The following is a 19,704-nucleotide window of genomic DNA, read 5'->3' as shown; positions in this document are numbered from 1 at the left end:
AGGGAGAAAGGCAAATCAGGGTTGGTGTGCCATTCTATCCGAGTTCCAATCCGGGGTTGGCACTTGCTATCAAGCTGATGATATTCTAATTGCCATGGCGCCATAAAATAGGGTTGCATCATTTGGCGCAAAATGATTTTACATTTTTATGTCATTTTAAAAACGAATGCCGGGCCGGGTTCATTGGTATTCGTTGTCGCAGTTTCGAGAGAATAAGTTTTTGCGCCGCGGCACACTTAATAGAAAAACGTAACAGGTGAGAGAGACCCGCATGGATGTCAATTCGCAACTGTCGTCTCTATTCAGCGCTTTGAATCGTCTTCACGTACTTGACGGGCCGGGTTCGATCTCGTCCTTGCAGATCGAGCGCTGGAGTGGCCGCGAAGCGCTTTCGGACATCTATCGCTGGGACGTCTACGCGCTCGCCACCGATCCCGGGCTCGACCTCGATGCGATGGTCGGGCAGCGCGTGACCCTCACCACCACGCTGGCGAACGGATCGGCCACGATCCGCAGCGGCCTCGTGGCCGAAGCCGGATGTGTCGGCTATGACGGCACGCTGGCTCGCTATCATCTGCAATTGGTGCCGTGGCTGGAGGCGCTCGCGCATGGCCGCGATCAGCGTACGTTCGTGAACCGGACTGTCGCCGAGGTGCTCGACACGGTGTTCGCGGCCTACCGCGGTAGCGCCAGCTGGCGTTGCACCGCCGATGCCAGCCAGCGTATCGATGCGCTCGGGCCGTGCGAATACCGCGTGCAGTACCGAACCCACACGCACCTCGACTTCGTCCGTCACGTGCTGGCGGAGGCCGGGCTCGGCTTCTGCTTCGTCGAGGACGACGACGCGCCGGCGGGCCATACGATGCTCGTCTTCGACGACAGCGCACAACTTCCCGAGGATGACACCTCGCGGCGTCTCGGCGGCCTGCCGCTTCGCTTGAACGGCATGGCGGTCGGCACGGGCGACGTGATTCTGGGCATGGGCCAGGTCGTCTCGCTGACGGCCGACCGGCTGACGCTGATCAGCAGCGACTATCGCGGCAACCAGTCGGTGACGGCAACGGCGAGCCTGGGCAGCCCGGCCGGCTTTCGCGAGCTGTACGACGACGTCGGGCCGGAAGCGTTCACGACGCTGCGCGCGGCCGAGTACACGGCGCGCCGGCAGGCCGACGCGATCCTGTCCGAGGCGCGCTGCTGGGCGGGCTGCAGCACGCTGCACACGGCGCGGGCCGGACGGGCGCTGCGCGTGGCGAACGCGCCGTGGACGCAGATGCGCGGCTCAGCGGAAACGCCGGACACCTTTCTCGTCACCGAAGTGACTCACGTCGGCATCAACAACCTGCCGCGTACCATGATGGACGCGCTTCAGCAGACGCTCGGCACGCTGCCGCAGGACGATCTCGATCCGCGCGTGCTGAAGGAAGCGGGTATCGGCGGTTACGCGAACCGTTTCACGGGGGTGCCGCGCGAGCAGGTCTGGCGCCCCACGCTCGAGGACGGGACGGGCCAGCGGCTGAATCCGGTGCCGACGGCGCTGGGCGCGCAATCCGCGATCGTGGTCGGCCCGCAGGGCGAGACGCAGCCGGGCGCCGCCGGCCCCGTTCATACGGACGCGCAGGGCCGGTTGAAGCTGCGCTACCACTGGCAGGCGGACGGCGACACCGGAAGGGTCGCGACACGCGCGATGCAGCGTCTGGCCGGCGACGGCCACGGGTTGCAGCAGACGCAGCGGATCGGCCACGAAGTGCTGGTGCAGTTCATGAATGGTCTCGTGCATCGGCCGGTGATCCTCGGCGGCTTGTTCAACGGCCGTGGCGAAGGTGGCGAATCGCCGACGCCGGGCGGCGAGACGGGCCAGCCGCTCGACGAGTCGATCTACGCAAAGGCGGCCGATCACGTGCCGAGCGCGCAGGGCAATCAGGTCGGCGGTTACAGCCCGGCATGGCACGGCGGCGGCGCGGGCGCGCAGCGGCACAACCATGCCGGCGCGTTGTCCGGCTTCAAGAGCCAGGGATTCGACACGCAGGGCCACAATCAGCTGGTGATGGACGACAGCGACGGCATGGGGCGCCTGCAGATGGCGACGACGCACGCCGCGACCCAGCTCAATCTTGGCCATCTGCGTCACCAGGCCGACAACTATCTCGGCAGTTTTCGCGGCCAGGGTGTCGAGCTGCGTTCCGACGCCTATGGCGCCGTGCGTGCGACGCGCGGCGTCCTGATCTCGAGCTATGCGCCGGATCCTGCGCAACCCGCCGGTGACGTCGCCGCGCTGAAGTCGTTGCTGGCGCAACAGGTGGCGCTGGCGCGCACCTTCGACAAGGCCGCCGACACGCACCGCACGTTGCCGCTTGCCGCGCAGCGTGGCGTGCGCAAGGCGGGCCGGTCGTCGCTCGACGGCGAGGCCGCACCGCTCGACGCGCTGTCGCGCAGCCTGGCGACCACGGTGAGCGCGAACGGGTTCGAGCAGGCCACGGCCGATGCCGCGCGCCGCGGCACCGGCAACGCGCTGCCGCATACGGGCGACGCGTTGCTTGGCATCGCCGCCCGCGGCGGCCAGGGGCTGTTCGCGGGCCAGGCGCTGCAGTGGGCCGCCGGTGAAACGCTGACGGTCGGCAGCGGCGGCGACACCAACCTGGCGGTCAGCCGGTCGTTGCGGGTTCACAGCGGCCAGGGCATCGGCTGGCTGGCCGGCGCGAACGGGACGGGCGCGGCGAGCGACGCCGGCCTCAGCCTGGTCTCGGGCAAGGACAACCTGGATCTGCAGGCGCAGCACGGCACGCTGGCACTGCGCGCGAAGGACGACCTGACGGTGGCCGCGACGAAGAGCGACGTCGAACTGGCCGCCGGGCAGGCATTGCGGCTCGCCGTGAGCGGCGGCGCGTCGCTGCTGATCGAAGGCGGCAACGTCACGTTCGAGTGTCCGGGCAACCTGACGGTTCACGCGGCCGACCATCAGTTCCAGGGGCCGACCGACCTGGACAAGGCGAAGGGCGCGTGGGGCGATCATGGGCTTTACAACGAGTACTACTGGCTGCGCGACGCGCAGACGGGCAGCGCGGTGAAGGGGCTGCCTTACCGGATGGTCGGCCCGAATGGCGATGCGCTGGCTGCACGCAGCAGCGCCGGCGACGGCCGGACGGCGACCTATTCGACGAAGGCCGCGGCGAAACCGATCCGGGTCGAATACACCGGCAACGAGGACATCGATCATGGCTGGAGCTGATACGGTCGCCGTCCCGAAGGTGCTGACCCAGACCGACAGCACGCCGATGGCGCAACAGGACGGGCATGCGGTCGCGGTCGATCTGGTCAGGCTCGTGGAGTACACGGTCAATATCCGTTCGTTTCATCCGAACAAGAAGTTCGAGCGGTTGGGCTTCCGCTTTCACGGCGACACGCGCGGCTTTTCGCTGGGGGAGAGCTTTCACCCGAGCTACCTGGCTCGCCAGACCGGCAAGGTGACGTCACGCGTGTGGCAACTGTACTCGTGCAATCTGGCGGCAGGCAGCAAGGACAAGTTCCAGGACCGGCTGAGGCGCTCGAAGTACGCGGCGTCCAACACGTCCTCGGGGCCGTGGTGGGCCTCCGACGGCCCGGAGCCCTATACGGAGAAGAAATATCAGCCCGATGGAACCGCCGATGCGAACGCGTTCGAGCAGGGGCATGCGGGGGAGCAGATTGCCGAAGTGACGTCGTGGTACGGGGGCAAGAATTTTGCGTTCCTGGGATCGCGGCTGGACTGGAATACGCTTCACACCACCGTCGTTCCGACGCTCGATGCGCGCGGGCATCTGTGGATCAGGGTCGAGCGCGTGCGCCGCTGGATGGACATCTGCATGCTGGTCTATGGCGACGGGTTCCCCAACTGCGAATCGTTCATCGAGGATCCCGCGGGCAACAAGCTGTTCCTCGGTACCCACGTGCGGATCGGCACGCCCGCCACCCATCTCTCCGGCGACAACAGGCGCATCATGTTTGCCAACGTATTGCGGGTGGAACTGACGCTCGACGGCAACTTCGGATCGAAACTGTGGATCTTCACGCAGGCTCTCGGCGGTACGCCCGACCGGCGCGACGACTATCCGGCGATCGGCGACATCAAGACCGCGCCGGGCACGCCCGCCCGCCGCATGAGTGACCCGGATCCGTCGGCATGGTCCGGCGTGCCGGGCGACGGGCCGCCGGTCATCCTGCCGGGCATGGACGTCGTCGCGTGGCCGGCCGATCCGATCAGCAAGATCGGCGACGGCGTGAGCGGCGGCCTGGGCAAGCCTTTGCATATTTCCGCCTACGAGGACGTGGGGGCTGTCTGGCAACGTCTGCAGGACAGCTTCAAGCGACCGCCGGCCACCCGTGACACGACCGTTCAGGCCTGGAATGACTATCACCTTCATCGAAACCCCAACGAGGGCCGCGCGCCCGATAGCGAAGACCTGGATCCCAAGCTATGGAAGAAGTAGTGCCACCGCCATCGGGGCGTCGCGTGAGGTGGCGCTACGTCGTGTTGCTCGCTGTCGTGCTGCTCGCGGCAATCGTGTTCGGACTGGATAGGAGTCGGCGCATGCCATTGATCTACGTGATTCCGGAGGGCTATGTCGGCCCGGTGGTCGCATTGTTCGACCAGCCCGACGGTGTCGAGCCGCTCCTTGCGAAGGAAGGGCTCGAGGTGCGTGTGCCCGCGAACGGCATCGTCAAGATAAAGGGCAACCCGAAGCTGGGCCATTCGGAGGCGTTCCCGAAGAGCACGGTGGTGTTCGAGCTGGAGAAGCGCGATGGCAGCCGCGAGGTGCTCCAGGAAGCGATCAACCCGTGGCAGGAGTACGACCGGAACGACGATCCGCACTGGAAGGTCGGCATTCGCGATGCGCAGGGAAATCTGCGCACCATTGCCGTTTCCGACCGGAAGGACGGCTTCGTGTTCGACGATTTCCCCGACCCGGATCGCAGCCGCGTCATGGTTTTCTGGCACGAGTCCTGCCAGGACCGCGTGTTCGGGCCGGAGTCGGACGCGTATCTCGCCGGCGAAAAGTCCGCCGAGGAACTGCACGTTCCGCCGTGCGGCGAGTTCGTGGTGGGTGCCTTCGATCACATCCGGCAGTGGCCGGAATGGATGTTCCTGCGCGGCAAGGGCAAGCAGGAAAAATCCGGCGTCAGGAATCCTACGTACAGCTCGATCCAGGAACTGGTCGACGAGGCGAATGCGCGGGCTGCCAGAAAGAAGACCGACGCGATCAACTGAGCGAATCCGCGTGACCGGCAACGGGCATCGCGGCCGGTGTGACGCAAGAGGACGGAATGGACATTGCTGCTGCATTGAAGGGCTATTCGCAAGCGACTCGCCAGATTCAGGTCGATACGGCGATGCCGGGCGCATTCGCGGTCGAGCGGTTTCACGGCCGGGAAGCGATGGACGAGTCCTTCCGGTTCGAGATCGACGTGCTGTCGAGCGCGTCGTTCCTCGACCTGAATCCGCTGCTCGGCACGGCGATCCGCCTGCGCCTCGCAACCGGCGCGGGAGAGCGCTGCTGGAACGGGTACGTCGTGCGGGCCGCGTACAGCGACAGCGACGGCGAGATCACGCGCTATCGGCTGACGATGGCCTCCTGGCTCGAATTGCTCCGGCTGCGCCGCAATTGCCTGTATTTCGTCGGCCTCGATACCGAAGGTATTTGCGAGCGCGTGTTCGGCGACTATCCGGAGGCGCGTCGACGCTATGAACTGAAGGAGCCGTTGCGTACGTTCGATCTGCGTGGCCAGTATCGCGAAACCGACTTCGACTTCGTGACGCGCCAGTTGTCCGAGGCCGGCCTGTCGTTTCGCATCGAGCACGCGCAGGACGCGGGCGAGAAGCCGTCCGGCGACCATACCGTCGTCGTGTTCGACCGGCGCGCCGAACAGCCCAAAGGCAGCACCGTCGCCTACAACCGGCAGGACGTGGGCGACCCCGACGGCGTGATGACCTATTTCACGACGCGTCACCAGATGGTCCCGGATCACGTTACCGCCGCGAGCTGGAAAGCCGGCAATCTCGTCGCGCTCGCCGGGCATGCCCAGACCGAGGCCGATCGCGACGCGCCCGTCATGCCCGTACGCGAAGTGCTGGACGCGCAGCGCGCCGGCCGCTTCGAAACGTCGGACCAGGCGCAGCGCTACGCGTCGCAGCGTCTCGACGCGCTGCGCCTGTCGAAGCGGATCCACTATGGCGCCGGATCGTCGCGCACGCTGGAGATCGGCAAGGTTCACACGCTGACCGGCTACCCGGACGGAACGGTGTCGTTCGTCCCGCTGACGCTCGAGCACGAGGCGGTCAACAATCTCGGCGCCGATATCGCGCAGCTGCTCGAACACGGCGAGCTGGAGCAGGGGCTCTATCGCAACCGCTTTGCCGCGGTGCCGCCCGGCGTGCCGATCGTGCCGCCCTATCGCGACCGGCCGGTCGTGCAGGGCGTGCAGACCGCGACCGTCGTCGGCGAACCGTCGAACCGGGTGAGCAGCACGCGCGACCACCAGGTGCGCGTGCAGTTTCCGTGGATGCGCGGCACGGCGCCGCTACCCGGCGGACTGACCGACACGGCAAGCCGGTCGAACCCGCAGGGGCATGCGCCCGGCGACCATCGATCCGGCGTGGTCGCGCGCATCGCCGAGCAATCGGCCGGCCCGAACTTCGGCCACAGCTTTACGCCGCGCGTCGGCGCGGAAGTCCTGGTCGGCTTCGACTCGGGAAATATCGACATGCCGGTCGTGCTGGGCCAGCTGTACGGCGGCCGCGTGCAACCCCCGTTCGCGGCCGGTGAAGGCAGCAGCGCGAATCACGCGGGCGTGCTGACCGGCATGCAGACACAGAAGCTCGACGGGACAGCGGGCAGCCGCTGGGTGATGGACGATTCGTCGGGCCAGTTGCGTCATGAACTGGGCAACAGCGTCGCGAACAGCCGGCTTGCGCAAGGCTATCTGGTCGATCAGCAGGGCGCGGTTCGCGGCGCCTATCGCGGCGAAGGATTCGATCTCGCGACCGAAGGGTGGGGCGTCGTGCGCGCGGGCGAAGGCGTGCTGGTGTCGGGCACCGCGCGCACGGAAGCGGCTTCGACGCAAATGGACCTGGGAGAGAGCGTTGCCCAGTTGAAGCAGGCGGTGAAAACCGCACAGGGGCTCGACGAATCGGCTGCGCGCGCGGGCGCTGGCCGGCTGACGGCGAACGCCGCGCAGTCGGATTTCCTGAAGGCGATCGATCCCGCCCAGGACGGCAAGTACACGGGTGCGGTGAACGGGCAGAGTGCGACCAAACCGGCCGCCGGCGGAGCAGGCGGCAGCGGGGACCCGGTCGAACGGTTCGCGGTGCCGGCCGTCGTGCTGGAGTCGCCGCAAAACGTCGTGATGAGTACCGGCAACAGCGCGGTGTCCTATGCGGAACAGCACGTGCATCTGACCGCACAGGGCGATGCGCACCTGGCCGCCGGCGCGACGGTCGCCGGCGCGTCCGGCGATGCGGCGAGCCTGTATGCGGCCGCGGGCGGGATCAAGGCCGTGGCCGGCCACGGGCCGCTCAGCGTCGAGGCGCATGCGTCGTCGATGCAGATCCTCGCGGACCAGTCGGTGCGCATCACGTCGTCGGATGACCGGATCGACGTGCTCGCGAAGGATGCGATCGTGCTGCAGCAAGGGCCGAGCCGGATCACGCTGAAGGGCGCGGACATCCTGGTCGAGACGCCCGGATCGTTTTCCGTCAAGGCGGGCGCCCATCCGTTCATGGGACCGGGTGCGCAGTCGCCGGTGCTGCCGGCCCTGCCGATACCGGTGCCGCTCTCGCTCTACGACGAGCAACTGCGATTCGTCAACGAAGATGGCGTGCCGCTGTCGAAGGTCGCCTATCAGTTGAAGCTGGCCGACGGCACCACGGCGTCGGGCGTGACCGACGACGCGGGCAGGACCGAGCGCGTGGCATCGGCAAGCCCGCTGGGGATCCTGTCCGCGCTGCTGACGCCGACCCAACTGGTGGACTGCTGCGGGCGCACGTCGGGCACGCCGCCACCGCCGGTCGAGGTCAAGATCAAGGGCGTGCAGACGAACCAGTTTCAGTTGGGCGAATCGGAGAAGTCGGTGACGGTCAAGGGACACGATCGGCCGTTGACGGCGGGCGAGATCGAGATGGCCCGGACCGTCTTCAAGGACGGCATCGATTACGACAAGGTGCGGGTGCACCGGGGGAGTTACTTCTGGTTCGACATGCAGCGCAAGAGAACCGCAGTCACCCCTAACGGGCACATGTATTTTCGCGACGAGGACTTTCTCGAGGACTTCTCCGCCGAATCGGTGGCGGAAGGCGACAAGTCATGGTTCATGCACGAGATGACGCACGTCTGGCAATACCAGCTCGGATATTCGGTGCGCTGGCACGGGTTGACCGTCACCATTCGCGGCGAGAGTGCCTATCAGTACACCATCACGCCTCAGAACGTTTTTCACGACTACAACATGGAACAGCAGGGAAACCTGGTCGCAGATTATTTCGCGATTCATGTGCGCAAGACATACCAGGCGATCGGGCACCGCGGATACGTCGGATCGCCGGAAGAACTCAACTGGGTGCTCGCGCCATTGCTTCGGGATCCAAAGAATGCGGACAATTTGCCGAAGTAGCGAGACAGGCGCCGTCGCGCGGTGGTGATGTTTGAATTCCTGATCAACTCGAGTGGCTTCAATGCCACGATGAATGGATTCGAAGCATGAGGAAAATTTTGTTGGGCAGTGCGGTGGCATGCATATCGAGCCTGGTTTTTACCGCCTGTGCGGTTGCCACGTCGCACGGTCCGATTCGCCTGGACATCAGGCAGATCGACGGAAAGCCGGCTGCTTGCCTGCCGGCAAGTGACGACACGGGTTCCGACCCGATCCAGATCCGCGGGGTCGATGTGACGAGACAGACCGGCCCGGTCAGTCCCGTTGTCACGTATTGGGCGCTGGAGGTTCCGGGGAGTGCGCCGCCGGTTTATCTGAAGCGAGGCGAGTGTCTCGTCTATGGCCAGATCGTGGCCGGTGCGGTTGTGCGTGCGGCGCCGAGGGCGCTGGACATCAACAAGTTCTACAGCATCTCGATCGTACCGGGGGGGGGCTATGGCCCGGTGTACAGCTCGGCGTTTTGCGTGATCAGGCAAGCGGGGGGCGGTGTCCGCATTGCGACGCCGGGGCAGGAGGGGAACCCGTGCGCGTCGGCAGGACACTGAGCGGTGCAACGGGCTCCGAGTCGTGGCGTACCGGCCGCGGATGATGACGCGGCCACGGTCGTGCCGAGCGCCGTTGCCGGGTTTCGATCATGGTGATGTCGGGCCACCACGAGTGCTCGATCACGTACTTGTGCCGTTCCGGGAGGATCCAGGGAATGCGGACACGCTTCCGAAGCAGCGCGCCGGGCCTGCTCGCGTCGCTGTCGTGCGCTGTCGCGCGCGATGGCAGCGTCGGAGGCGCCCGTCGAACCGGAGATCAGGCAGGTCGACGGAAACCCGGCCGCCTGCCGGTGAGTGACGCACGGGCCACGGGCAGAAGGCCTCATCCGGATCCGCTCGGTGGGTGTCGCCAGACCAACCGAACCGGCGAGTCCCGATGTGACTGCCCGGTGGTTCGAGATGCCGGCCGGGGCCGAACCCGTTTACCGGAGGCCTGGCGAGTGTCTGGTGTACGGGCAGACGGTGAAGGGTGCAATCGTTCGCACGCCGCCCAGACCGCTGGATCTCGGCCGGCCCTGCTCCGTCTCGATCATTCCGGGCGGGGATTCCGGCCCGGTTTATGGCGCGGCGTTCTGTGCGCTCAGGCAGGCCGGTGGAGGTGTGCATATCGCAGTGCCGCAGCAAGGCCGGAATCCATGTGCCGTCGCTCAGTGACCGGCTTGCGGGAATGAACCGTTGTCCGTTGGCCACGACACGAGGCGGAGCGAACCGCGTGCGTCGTACCTAAAACGAACCCATTCATGTCGACGAATATGGACGTTCTGAAAAAACTCGCCGGAGGCTGGTCGCAGCACGACCGGTTTCTCCGGGTCACCACGCCGCTGGGCGCGGACGCGCTGGTCGCCGAGAGCCTGCTGGGGTGGGAGGCGGTCGATCACGGCGGCTACCGGTTCCAGTTGACGGCATTGTCGGGAAACGCGGCGCTGCCGCTGGAGCGGCTGATCGGCGCGACGATCCTGATCGAATGGCGGGCGCGGGAAGGCAGCGACGTCCGCCGCCCCGTGCACGGTCACATCATTGCGGCGGAGCGGATCGGCTACAACGGCGGGCTGGCCCGCTTTCGCCTCGAGGTCGAGCCGTGGCTCGCGGTGCTCCGTCAGCGCGTCGATCACTACAATTTCCAGAATGCCAGCGTGCTCGACATCACCGAGCAGATTTTCGACTATCACAATGCGGGCAGCGTGGTGCCCGCGTGGCGCTGGGCCCTGACCGATCCCTCCAGATACCGCAAGCGGAGCCTGACCACCCAGGCCGGAGAGTCCGATTTCGATTTCCTGAAGCGCCTGTGGGCCGAGGAGGGCATCTTCTACTGGTTCGAGCATGCCGGTGACGCCCACGCGTCCACCCTCGGCAAGCACACGCTCGTGCTCGCCGATTCGAACCAGCACTTCACGCCGGACAAGCCGGAGGTCATCGGCTTTCACCAGTCGAGCGACGGCGATCCCGCGGGCAGCATCCAGCACTTCATGACCGCACGTCGCTGGCGTATCGGCCGGGTTGCACGCGCCAGCTGGGATCACCGTACGCTGTCGAACCGGTTGACCGGCGCGCAGGCCGACGGCGTCGCGATGGTCGGCGAAGACCGCGACGTCGCCGGTCCTTATGCGTACCAGACCGCGGCACTCGGCGATCAGCGCGCGCGCCAGCAACTCGACGCGCAGCGCGTCGCCGCGACGTGCAGCGAAGGACGCAGCACCTGCATGACATTGCATCCGGGAATGCGTTTCGCGGTCGACGGGCATCCGGTGCTGAAGGCGTCGGATGCATTCGTGTGCCTACGCGTTCAGCACAGCGTGCGCGCGAATGTCGATGCGGACGTTCACGCCGCGATCGGGCAGACGCTCGGCGACATACCGCCGATGCTGGACACCGACGTGAACGAATACGGTGTCGCCCATGCGCTGCACGCCTCGCTCGGCAGCGGGACGCACGACGGCGCGCCGCTGGTGGGCAACGAAGCGGTCTATGCGAACAGCTTCGTCGCATTGCCGGCCGGACAGACGTACCGGCCGCTGATCGACGGCGGTCACGGCGCGCGTTCTCACCCGGTGGTGGCCGTACAGGGCGCGCAAACGGCGATCGTCGTGGGTGCGGGCGATCCGGTTCACACCGATCGCGATCACCGCGTCCGGATCCAGCACCATGCGCAGCGCGGGCAGAAGGCCGCGAGTCTCGCGGATCATCCGCACGTGGCGAACGCGCCTGCCGATCGGAATGCCAGTACATGGACACGCGTGCTGACGCCGGTCGGCGGCGACAATTGGGGCGGCGTGAGCGTGCCGCGCGTCGGGCAGGAAGTATGGGTCGAATGGCTCGAGGGACAACCGGACCGTCCGGTGGTGGTGGGCTCGCTGTACAACGGCCAGGGCAATGCCGATGCGCAGCACAATGCGCAAGCGGGCGGTCCGGCCGGCAGTACCGGCAATGCGGCCGCGTGGTTCGCGGGCAACGGCCACCCCGCGGCACTGACGGGTATCAAGACGCAGGACCTGAACCTGAGCCAGCAGGGAACGGGCGGTTATCGCCAGTTCCTGCTCGACGACACCGCCGGCGAGGCGAGCGCGCGTCTTTATACGACGGATCACCGCAGCGGGTTGACGCTTGGGCATCTCAAGCAGATACAGGACAACCAGCGGCAGGCCGATCGCGGGTATGGCATGGAGTTGACGACCGACGCTGCCGCCGCATTGCGCGGTGGCTCGGGCATGTTCGTCAGCGCGGCGCGCGGCGTCAGCCAGATGGATGCGAGCGCGTCGAGCCAGGTGCTGACACAGAACCGTCAACTGCTCGACGGTCTCGCGGAGGCGGCGCGCGCGCAAGGCGCAGAGCCGATGCAGCCCGCCGCGAGCGTCGGCACCGGGCCGGAAGATACGGGGCACGCGACGGGGGCAGGCGAGTCGACGCAATCGGCTGCCGTGGCCGGGTTGCGGCGAAGCGAGCAGGCGCTCGCCGCGACGCGCGACGGTCGAACGTCCGCCCAGGCCGGCGGTGGCAGCGGTAGCGCCGCGGCATGGTCCAGTCCGCATGTCGTCGCGCACGGCGCGGACGGTCTCGCCGCCGTGACGCCCGGCAGCCAGGTCTGGGTGTCCGGAACCGAGACCGTGCTGAGCGCCGGCCAGGATCTGCAATGGACGGCCAAGGGCAAGACGACCCTGGCAGCGACACACGGGATTGCGTTCTATACGCAGGGCAACGCCGCGGGCGAGCGCCCCGTCGCCGGGCAAGGCATCGCGTTGCACGCGGCTTCCGGCGCGGTGAACCTGCAGGCGCAGAATGCGGGCACGCTCGGCGCGGCCGCGCAGCAGGCGGTCGTGTTGTCGAGCAGCCAGGGCGCGGCGAATCTGCAGGCGCCGAAGCGTCTGCTGCTGAACGCCGCGAAAGCGTACCTGAAGATGGAGGGCAGCAATATCGAGGTCGGCGCGCCGGGGCGGGTGGAATTCAAGTCGGCGCAGCGCGAACTGACCGGGCCGCGCGGCGCAGGAGGGCAAACCTCGCTCGGCAGCAGCAACGCGAAGGATTGCCAGTTGCGCCTGTCGGGAGCGGCCGCGAGCCATGACAGCATCGTCATGCTGCCGGCGGGCTGACGATGGAACGTATCGACTTCGATGGTCACGCGCTCGATGCGCGCCATGTCTTGCTGCTCGACCCGTTGCAGGGCGACGAGGACGCGATGGTGGCGTGGCAGGACTTTCCGTTGCGTGCGCTGGCACCGCCCGGGTTCGACGCGCAGTCGCGGCAGTTGCCGTCCCTGCTGGCCTGGGGCGACTTGAGCGACGCGCAGCGCACGCAGGCGTTGCGCCTGCTGACCGATCGCGACGAGGCGATCGCCGCGTCGTCGTGCGTCGGGCTGCTGCAGTCCGATGCGGTGCCGGCCCATGTGCGCGCGCATCTGCGGCAATTGCTCGTGCCGCATTTTCCCGATGGGGCGCGCGGCGTATTCCGCTTCTACGATCCGGTCGTGTTCCTGCACCTGGGCTGGATGCTCGATGCCGGCCAGCGGTCCGTGCTGTTCGGGCCGGTATCCGTGTGGACGTTCCCGTCGGGCGGTGCGTGGTTTGCGCAGTCGACGCCGTCGCAGGGATCGCATCACGTGCGTTTCGCGCCGGGCGAGCCCATGTGGCGCCGTATCGGGCGTATCGGGGCGGTGCACGCCGTGCTCGAAACCGAGCCCGCGTGGCGCGCCGAGCCGGTGCTGTACGGGCCGCAGGTCGAAGCGTGGCTCGTCAAGGCCGAAGCGCGTGGCCTGAGCGAACGCGACGACCTCGTCGCGTTCGCGCGGCACGGGATGTTGAAGCATCCCGGATTCGATACGCATCCCGAAGTCATTGCCATGTTGCAGCAGTGTGCGGGGCACCCCACCCGTTACCGGCGCCTCACGTCGCTCTGGAGCGATGATGACTGGCAGGCCATCGTTCGGGATCTCGAGCGAGCGGCCGATGCGAAACGCGTTGCACCGGCGAATACCGATCACTCGACGCAAGGAGCGAGTTGATGACGACACCCTGCCCCTTCTGTGAAAAGAAAGGCCTGCCGATCCTGCCGATCCGCTACGGCATCGCACCGACGAAGACGTTCGGGAGCTACAAGGTCCCCCACCAGCCACCCGACGCGACAGCGCTGCTGGGGCCCGCGGAGGTGCCGCTGAACGTCAGCGAGACCCTCTATACGGGGCGCACGTTGCGCCCTGGCTACCTGTACCTGTTCTACGAGACGCACCATTACTGGGAAGCGTACGCCGTCGATGAATCCGGAGTCCTGTCGATCGTGCCGCTCGTCGACGACAGGCCGCCGGGCGGCGAGCGTTTCCACGAGAGCTGCAAACGGGATGCGATCAAGCTGGCCAATGCGTCGGTGGTCACGATCCAGGATCCCGACAGCGCGGGAAAGGTCTGGTTCGGGTTTTCCGATGCGTGGTGGACCAAGGCGATTCGCGACAAGAATGAGAAATTGCTCGCGAGCGAACGGGAGAAGTTCATGCGTCTCGTCGATATCGCCGCCTGGTACAACGACGGCAAGCCCCGGGCGCCGCAACCCGCTCACGCGTTCCAGATCTACCAGGTCGACATGATCGTCGCCGAATATGCGATGAAGCTGGTCGACGAGGTCAGCGCGTTGCGATGGAGCCCGTTCCTGTGTCGCGACATCCTGTCCGCCACGACGCTCAAGACGGTGTGCGACGGGTTGGCGCCCGCGAAGGGGCTGGTGCTGGCGCTTCAGGATCCGGCCGGCATCGCGCAGGAAATTCCGGCGTACATGAATGCGCGATGGGAAGGGTTCTCGGACCAGTGGAAGCGGCCGACCGACCTGGATACCAACCTGACGAACCTGCAGGCCGCGGTCGAACGTCAGGCCGAGATGAATCTGTACAACAGCCGGGTTCGGAAATCGCAGGACGATTACAACCAGCTGGTCAATAGCGGCGGGACGGCTTTCCTGCTCGAAAGTTATCGCAAGCAAATGCAGCCGCTGCTCGACGAGGCCAGGAAAGTGAAGTTTACGGCGGCGGACCTCGAGCACGCGCGCAATGAGGCGTGGGGCAAGTACGACAAGCTGATCAATCGCAACCTGCGCAACACGTATCGGCAGCAGTACGCGAAGGCGTCCGACGAATACGACAACCGGATCATGCGGCCGCTGGCGGAAGCCCACGTGGCGTGGATGCGAAGCGCCGGCATGACGACGGTGTTCGATTACCACTTCGACGCGAAGGACATCAACACCGGGGTCGGCTTCACCGCGCTGTTTGCTGCGTGTGTGATGGGGACGGGCGGCTACGGGCCGTGCGTGAAGCTCTACGACGAATGGTTGAAGGGCGGCATGGCGGCTCACAACCTGATATGGCGATCGCTGTTCTTCAACCATTCCGAACTGAAGGCCCACGCTGCGCAGGTCAGCGGGGGCGCGCAGAAGGACGACGGCAAGACGGTCGATACGGCCAACCATCTGCCGAATCCCGGTAAATGGTCGAAGCTGTTTTCGCTGTACAAGACCGTGATCAGCAAGCTCAAGATGGCGGGGGAAAACGCGTACAAGACCATCGACAGCAAGAATACGCTGCCGGAACTGATCGTGGAGCTCGGGCCGAGGATGGTGGCCGTGATCAAGGGACGCGATCCGGCGTCCGAGGACCTGAAGACGGTACTGGGGATGCACGCAGGCATGCCGGTCCAGCGGTTGCAGGTGGTGGGCACGCGGCGCGACGTGTTCAGCGCGATGCACCAGGCACTGGAAACCCTGCAGCCTGCCGCGAGCGGTCCGGACAAGGCCGATCGGGCGATGATCGTGCAGGCGCGGATGGCCATCCTGGAAGAGGAGGCGAAGAAGGCCGGCTACAGCCTCGACGAGGAAGTCAGGTCGTGGAACCTGCTGCTGGACGCCAGCGAGGCCGACAAGGATGCGTTGTATCGGCTGCCTTCCGACGCGCAGGGCAAGCTCGCGGCCGACCGGGTGCTGTCGCTCGGGAAGGCGCCGGGCGCGGAGGTGGTCACGAAGATCCCGGTCAACAGCTATATGGGTACGGTGCTGCGCTATGCGCGGTCGCCCGGCATGCTTGCGTCGGTGTCGCTGGTGTTTTCGACGCTGGGGTGGGCGACTGCCCAGGACGCGATGGGGACGGCGCTGAAGAGCGAGGACGGGCGTGTGGGATGGGCATTCAGGTCCGCGACGGTCGGCCTGGTGGGAGGCACGCTGGATCTGGTCAGCACAGGCATCAAGTCGGCCGGGGTGAGGCGATTGCCGTTGCTCGGGCCGGTGGCGAAGAGTCTGGGGGGCGGGTTTCTGCGCTATGTAAAAGTGGGTGGCGCGGGTGCGAGTGTTGTCGTGATGTGGATTGCAGCGGGTATAGATGCCGTAAGCGCCTGGGAGGCAATCAAAAACAAAGAGTTCGGGATGCTTTCCTTGTATGCGGTACGCGGTGGCCTGGAGGTCGCACTTGCAGTGTCATTGACGCGAGTTTGGATCGTTGCAATCATCAGTGGCGCTGAGGTGGAGGCATTAGGCCCGCCAGCATGGATTGCGACAGCAATCGTTCTGGTGCTTAGCGTGGTGATCGACCTTTTCAAGGATCCGCCCACCTTGACATGGACGCGAAATTGCATGTGGGGGCCGGCCAATAGCTATCAGGATGGCCCGGAGGAGCAAGACAACTTCCAGAAGGCAACAACGGGATAGGCTGTATGAGCGATGAATCGTCGATGAAGGCCTACTGGGGCCAGTTGTTTGATAAGCGCTACTGGCGGGAGGTGGTCATTGGTTTGCCGCCGAGGGATCCTTGGGCCCCGACAGCCGAGATGCTTGCTTACGTCCTCAATAAAGCAAAGCCAACGAAAGTAGATTGCCCACCGGCTTCGCTGGACATGGTAGTCATACGCAACGAAACCTACATGGAAGTAGCCGACAGTCAGTATGCCCGGCGTGGTTTCGGTGGATTGATATTTTCATTGTTTGAATTGCCAATTATTTCTTTCCTGGCTATCCCTTTTTATGGATTTTTGAAATATGAAATAACACTTCCTCTGGTTTTGGCTTCCTTGCTGATTTTTCTATTGTTCGTCCCTTTGTCGATATGGGTGGGATATCAATGGAAGCAAGACATGTTGGGCTACACCTACAAGCCGATTCGGCTGGTGCGCTCGACACGCACGGTTCATGTTTTCCAGCACGCCGGCCCCGGCGGCACCTGGTCTCTGGATTGGGATAAGCTGGTGTTCTGCCTGAAGAAGAGCGGGCTGAACTGGGGTGTGCTCGGCTATTTGCCGGACGAGAACGGTCAGGCGACGCATGCTTTTTATCTCGGCAACGTCATGCCGGTTCACCCGAGCGGTATGCGAGCGGACGAACCGTTGCTTGCACACTGGGAATACTTCCGCCGCTACATGGAGGAAGGGCCGGCGAGTGTGCCTGCTCCGGATTATCTGCTGCCGATCGAAAACCGGCGCGAGCCGTTCCTTTACGGCGTGTACCGCCTATGGCAGATGTTCGGCCCGTTCGCGGTGTTGTTCGCACCGATCACGACGCTGGCGGGCCTGTTCCGCTGGGTGGCCATGCGCATGAGCCGTTTGCCGCGCTGGCCGGCGGAGGTGGTCGCGCAATGCCAGGTGTCCCCGGATGATGCAACCGCGCCGCCCAAGAAGAAAGCGACGGACAACAGCGTGTCCGTTGCCATGGGTGTCGTGCTGATGCTGGCGCTGGACGTCGTGTTGTTCTGGTTGCTGTTTACACGCGTGTTCGAAATCGATCGTCTCTTTACTTGAAGCTCCTGAATTTCGAGCGGCGTCACCGATCAAGCAGACAAAAACGCGGGCACCGACATGAGCGACGACGCATCAGCAAAGGCCTATTGGGGCCAACTGTTCAGCAAGCGCTACTGGCTCGAAGCCGAGTTCGGAATGCCGCCGAAGGAACCATGGGCGCCGACGGGCGAAATGCTGGCGTACGAACTCGGCAAGACGAAGCCAGCACGGATCACGGGGCAGCCGACGTCGCTGGATATGGCCGTGTCGTACAACGCAACCTATCTGGAAGTCGCCGATAGCCGATACATGCGACGCGGCTTCGGCGGGATGGTGTTCACGCTTTTGCTGGCGCCACTTCTGTTTGTCGACATGCTGGTATTGATCTCGGTCTTTACCAACCGGTTCGATTCGATTGCTCTTTCGCTGGTGCTGCTGGCGTTGCTTGTGATAGTCGGCGCCCCATTGCTCCTCATGATCGGCTATCAATGGAAGCAGGACATGTTGAGCTACACCTACAAGCCGATCCGGTTGGTGCGCTCCACACGCAAGGTGCACGTGTTCCGGCATAACGGCCCCGGCGGCGTATGGTCGCTCGATTGGGACAAACTGGTGTTTTGCCTGAAGAAGGGGGGACTGAACTGGGGTGTGCTCGGTTATTTGCCGGACGCGGACGGGCAAGTGACGCATGCGCTCTACCTGGGCGCGGTCATGCCGGTTCACCCGAAGGGTATCGGGCCGGACGAGCCCTTGCTCGCGCACTGGGAATACTTCCGCCGCTACATGGAGGAAGGGCCGGCGAGCGTGCCTGCTCCGAATTATCTGTTGCCGATCGAAAACCGCCGTGAACCGTTCCTTTACGGCGTGCATCGCCTATGGCAGATGTTCGGCCCGTTCGCGGTGCTGTTCGCGCCGCTCACGACACCGGCCGGCCTGTTCCGCTGGCTCGGCATGCGCATGAGCCGTTTGCCTCGCTGGCCGGCGGAGGTGGATGCGCAATGTCGAGTGGCGCCGGAGGACGCAATCGTGCGGCCGGCGAAGAAGACCTACAGCCGTGTTTCGGTCGCGCTGGGTACGGTGGCGATGCCTGCGCTCGATGCGATATTGCTGTGGCTGCTGTTCACGCAGGTGTTCGGCGCCGATCGCCTCCTTGCCCACGGTTCCTGAGAAGGCGGGCATGCAGCCGACGAGTGAGGGGAGTCGACATCGGTTGCCTGTTCTTGTATAGATTGGGGAATCCCCGTTCCCCTTTCACAGATGGCTACCGTACCGCAATCGACCGTCCTTCTCATCGGCGCCGCCGGCCTCCTCGGCCGCGCGGTTGCCGCATCGCTGTCCCGCGAGTCTTCGTTAAACCTCGTCGCGACGATCCGCAACCCGCACGGCGCAGGCGCAAAACGCCTTGCGTTGCCGGCGGAAAACCTCGCCGAACTCGACGTCCTCGACGAGCCGGCCCTCGAACACCTCTTCGCCACCCGCCAGCCGGCCGCCGTGATCATCTGCGCGGCCGAACGCCGCCCGGACGTCTGCGAACGCGATCCTGACGGCGCACGCGCAATCAACGTCACCGCCCCGGCGCGCATCGGCGCGCTCGCCGCGCGCCACGGCGCATGGACGCTCGGTATCTCCACCGACTACGTCTTCGACGGCAAGGCCGCTCCGTACCGCGAGGACGCCACCCCGAATCCGCTGAACATCTACGGCCGCACGAAGCTGGAAGGCGAGGCAGCGCTCCTCGCCGCGTCGCCGCTGTCGTGCGTGCTGCGCCTGCCGCTGCTGTACGGCCCGATCGTCGACTGGAGCGAATCGGCCGTCACGAGTCTCGTGCCGGCGATCGCCGCGTCCGCACGGCCGGGCGCCGCCGCGGTCGGCATGGACGCCTGGGCGATCCGTTACCCGACCTATACGCCCGACGTCGCGGACGTCATCCGCGACCTGACATTGCGCCATCTCGCGGGTGCGTCGATCACGGGCATCCGTCACTGGTCGGGCGAGGAGCCGATGACGAAGTACGACATTGCGCAGCGGATCGCGGCCGCGCTCGGCATCGAAGCATCGCTCACGCGGATCGACCAGCCGACCGACGCGACGCCGCGTCCGTACGATTGCCATCTGGACGCATCGCGCGTGCGCGCAGCCGGGATCGATCACGCGACGCCTTTCGATATCGCGCTGCGCGCCGTGCTGCGCGATGCGCCGCAGACGCTGTAGGATCGGGCGCCGCGCCGCGACCCGCGCCGCGTGATCCG

Annotated in this window: 11 protein-coding genes; all 11 read left to right on the top strand. The window is 65.5% G+C overall.

Translation table 11 applies throughout. The features are described from left to right. The first annotated feature begins 271 nt into the window (after positions 1-271). The 11 genes from E9536_RS28790 (at position 272) to E9536_RS28735 (ending at position 19,666) form a co-directional block, all read left to right on the top strand. Positions 272-3,226 carry a type VI secretion system Vgr family protein gene (locus E9536_RS28790; protein ID WP_124535069.1) on the top strand — a complete coding sequence of 985 codons (2,955 nt, stop codon included), beginning with the start codon at positions 272-274 and terminating at the stop codon, positions 3,224-3,226. Further along, positions 3,213-4,463, top strand: a complete 1,251-nt coding sequence (locus E9536_RS28785; RefSeq protein WP_136471573.1) for a hypothetical protein — start codon at positions 3,213-3,215, stop codon at positions 4,461-4,463. Before E9536_RS28790 ends, E9536_RS28785 begins: the two co-directional genes overlap by 14 nt. Before the next feature lie 56 nt (positions 4,464-4,519). After that, positions 4,520-5,242, top strand: a complete 723-nt coding sequence (locus E9536_RS28780; protein ID WP_247873525.1) for a hypothetical protein — start codon at positions 4,520-4,522, stop codon at positions 5,240-5,242. Between the two features lie 56 nt (positions 5,243-5,298). Continuing rightward, the gene (gene vgrG / locus E9536_RS28775) at positions 5,299-8,640 is read left to right on the top strand and encodes a type VI secretion system tip protein VgrG (protein WP_136471571.1); all 3,342 of its coding nucleotides are present in this window, start codon (positions 5,299-5,301) and stop codon (positions 8,638-8,640) included. Between the two features lie 86 nt (positions 8,641-8,726). Beyond that, positions 8,727-9,224, top strand: coding sequence for a hypothetical protein (locus tag E9536_RS28770; protein ID WP_136471569.1), 498 nt, complete (start codon positions 8,727-8,729; stop codon positions 9,222-9,224). 740 nt (positions 9,225-9,964) lie between these two features. After that, entirely contained in the window at positions 9,965-12,808 is a 2,844-nt protein-coding gene (gene vgrG / locus E9536_RS28760) for a type VI secretion system Vgr family protein (RefSeq protein ID WP_136471567.1), read from the top strand. Between the two features lie 2 nt (positions 12,809-12,810). Continuing rightward, a complete protein-coding gene (locus E9536_RS28755) occupies positions 12,811-13,716 on the top strand; it encodes a DUF4123 domain-containing protein (protein ID WP_059492506.1) in 906 nt (301 codons plus the stop codon). After that, the gene (locus E9536_RS28750) at positions 13,716-16,394 is read left to right on the top strand and encodes a T6SS effector BTH_I2691 family protein (protein ID WP_136471565.1); all 2,679 of its coding nucleotides are present in this window, start codon (positions 13,716-13,718) and stop codon (positions 16,392-16,394) included. Before E9536_RS28755 ends, E9536_RS28750 begins: the two co-directional genes overlap by 1 nt. A gap of 5 nt (positions 16,395-16,399) precedes the next feature. Continuing rightward, positions 16,400-17,476: a hypothetical protein gene (locus tag E9536_RS28745; RefSeq protein WP_081052582.1), complete on the top strand. Its 1,077-nt coding sequence runs from the start codon at positions 16,400-16,402 to the stop codon at positions 17,474-17,476. Positions 17,477-17,533: 57 nt separating this feature from the next. Beyond that, on the top strand, positions 17,534-18,622 hold the full coding sequence (locus tag E9536_RS28740; RefSeq protein WP_136471563.1) for a DUF6708 domain-containing protein: 1,089 nt from the start codon (positions 17,534-17,536) through the stop codon (positions 18,620-18,622). A 90-nt stretch (positions 18,623-18,712) separates the two neighbouring features. Continuing rightward, complete coding sequence (locus tag E9536_RS28735; RefSeq protein WP_027792139.1) at positions 18,713-19,666, top strand: SDR family oxidoreductase; 954 nt, start codon at positions 18,713-18,715, stop codon at positions 19,664-19,666. Positions 19,667-19,704: the final 38 nt, after the last annotated feature.

This window comes from Burkholderia sp. LS-044, from assembly GCF_004803625.1.
GTDB classification, from domain to species: Bacteria; Pseudomonadota; Gammaproteobacteria; order Burkholderiales; family Burkholderiaceae; genus Burkholderia; species Burkholderia cepacia.
The sequence above is the reverse complement of the archived record's forward strand: the minus strand, read 5'-3'. Positions and strand labels throughout refer to the sequence as shown.

Coding starts and splice junctions, on each gene's coding strand:
- E9536_RS28790 (WP_124535069.1), top strand. CDS start 272: ATGGATGTCAATTCGCAACTGTCGTCTCTATTCAGCGCTTTGAATCGT.
- E9536_RS28785 (WP_136471573.1), top strand. CDS start 3,213: ATGGCTGGAGCTGATACGGTCGCCGTCCCGAAGGTGCTGACCCAGACC.
- vgrG (WP_136471571.1), top strand. CDS start 5,299: ATGGACATTGCTGCTGCATTGAAGGGCTATTCGCAAGCGACTCGCCAG.
- E9536_RS28770 (WP_136471569.1), top strand. CDS start 8,727: ATGAGGAAAATTTTGTTGGGCAGTGCGGTGGCATGCATATCGAGCCTG.
- vgrG (WP_136471567.1), top strand. CDS start 9,965: ATGTCGACGAATATGGACGTTCTGAAAAAACTCGCCGGAGGCTGGTCG.
- E9536_RS28755 (WP_059492506.1), top strand. CDS start 12,811: ATGGAACGTATCGACTTCGATGGTCACGCGCTCGATGCGCGCCATGTC.
- E9536_RS28750 (WP_136471565.1), top strand. CDS start 13,716: ATGACGACACCCTGCCCCTTCTGTGAAAAGAAAGGCCTGCCGATCCTG.
- E9536_RS28745 (WP_081052582.1), top strand. CDS start 16,400: ATGAGCGATGAATCGTCGATGAAGGCCTACTGGGGCCAGTTGTTTGAT.
- E9536_RS28740 (WP_136471563.1), top strand. CDS start 17,534: ATGAGCGACGACGCATCAGCAAAGGCCTATTGGGGCCAACTGTTCAGC.
- E9536_RS28735 (WP_027792139.1), top strand. CDS start 18,713: ATGGCTACCGTACCGCAATCGACCGTCCTTCTCATCGGCGCCGCCGGC.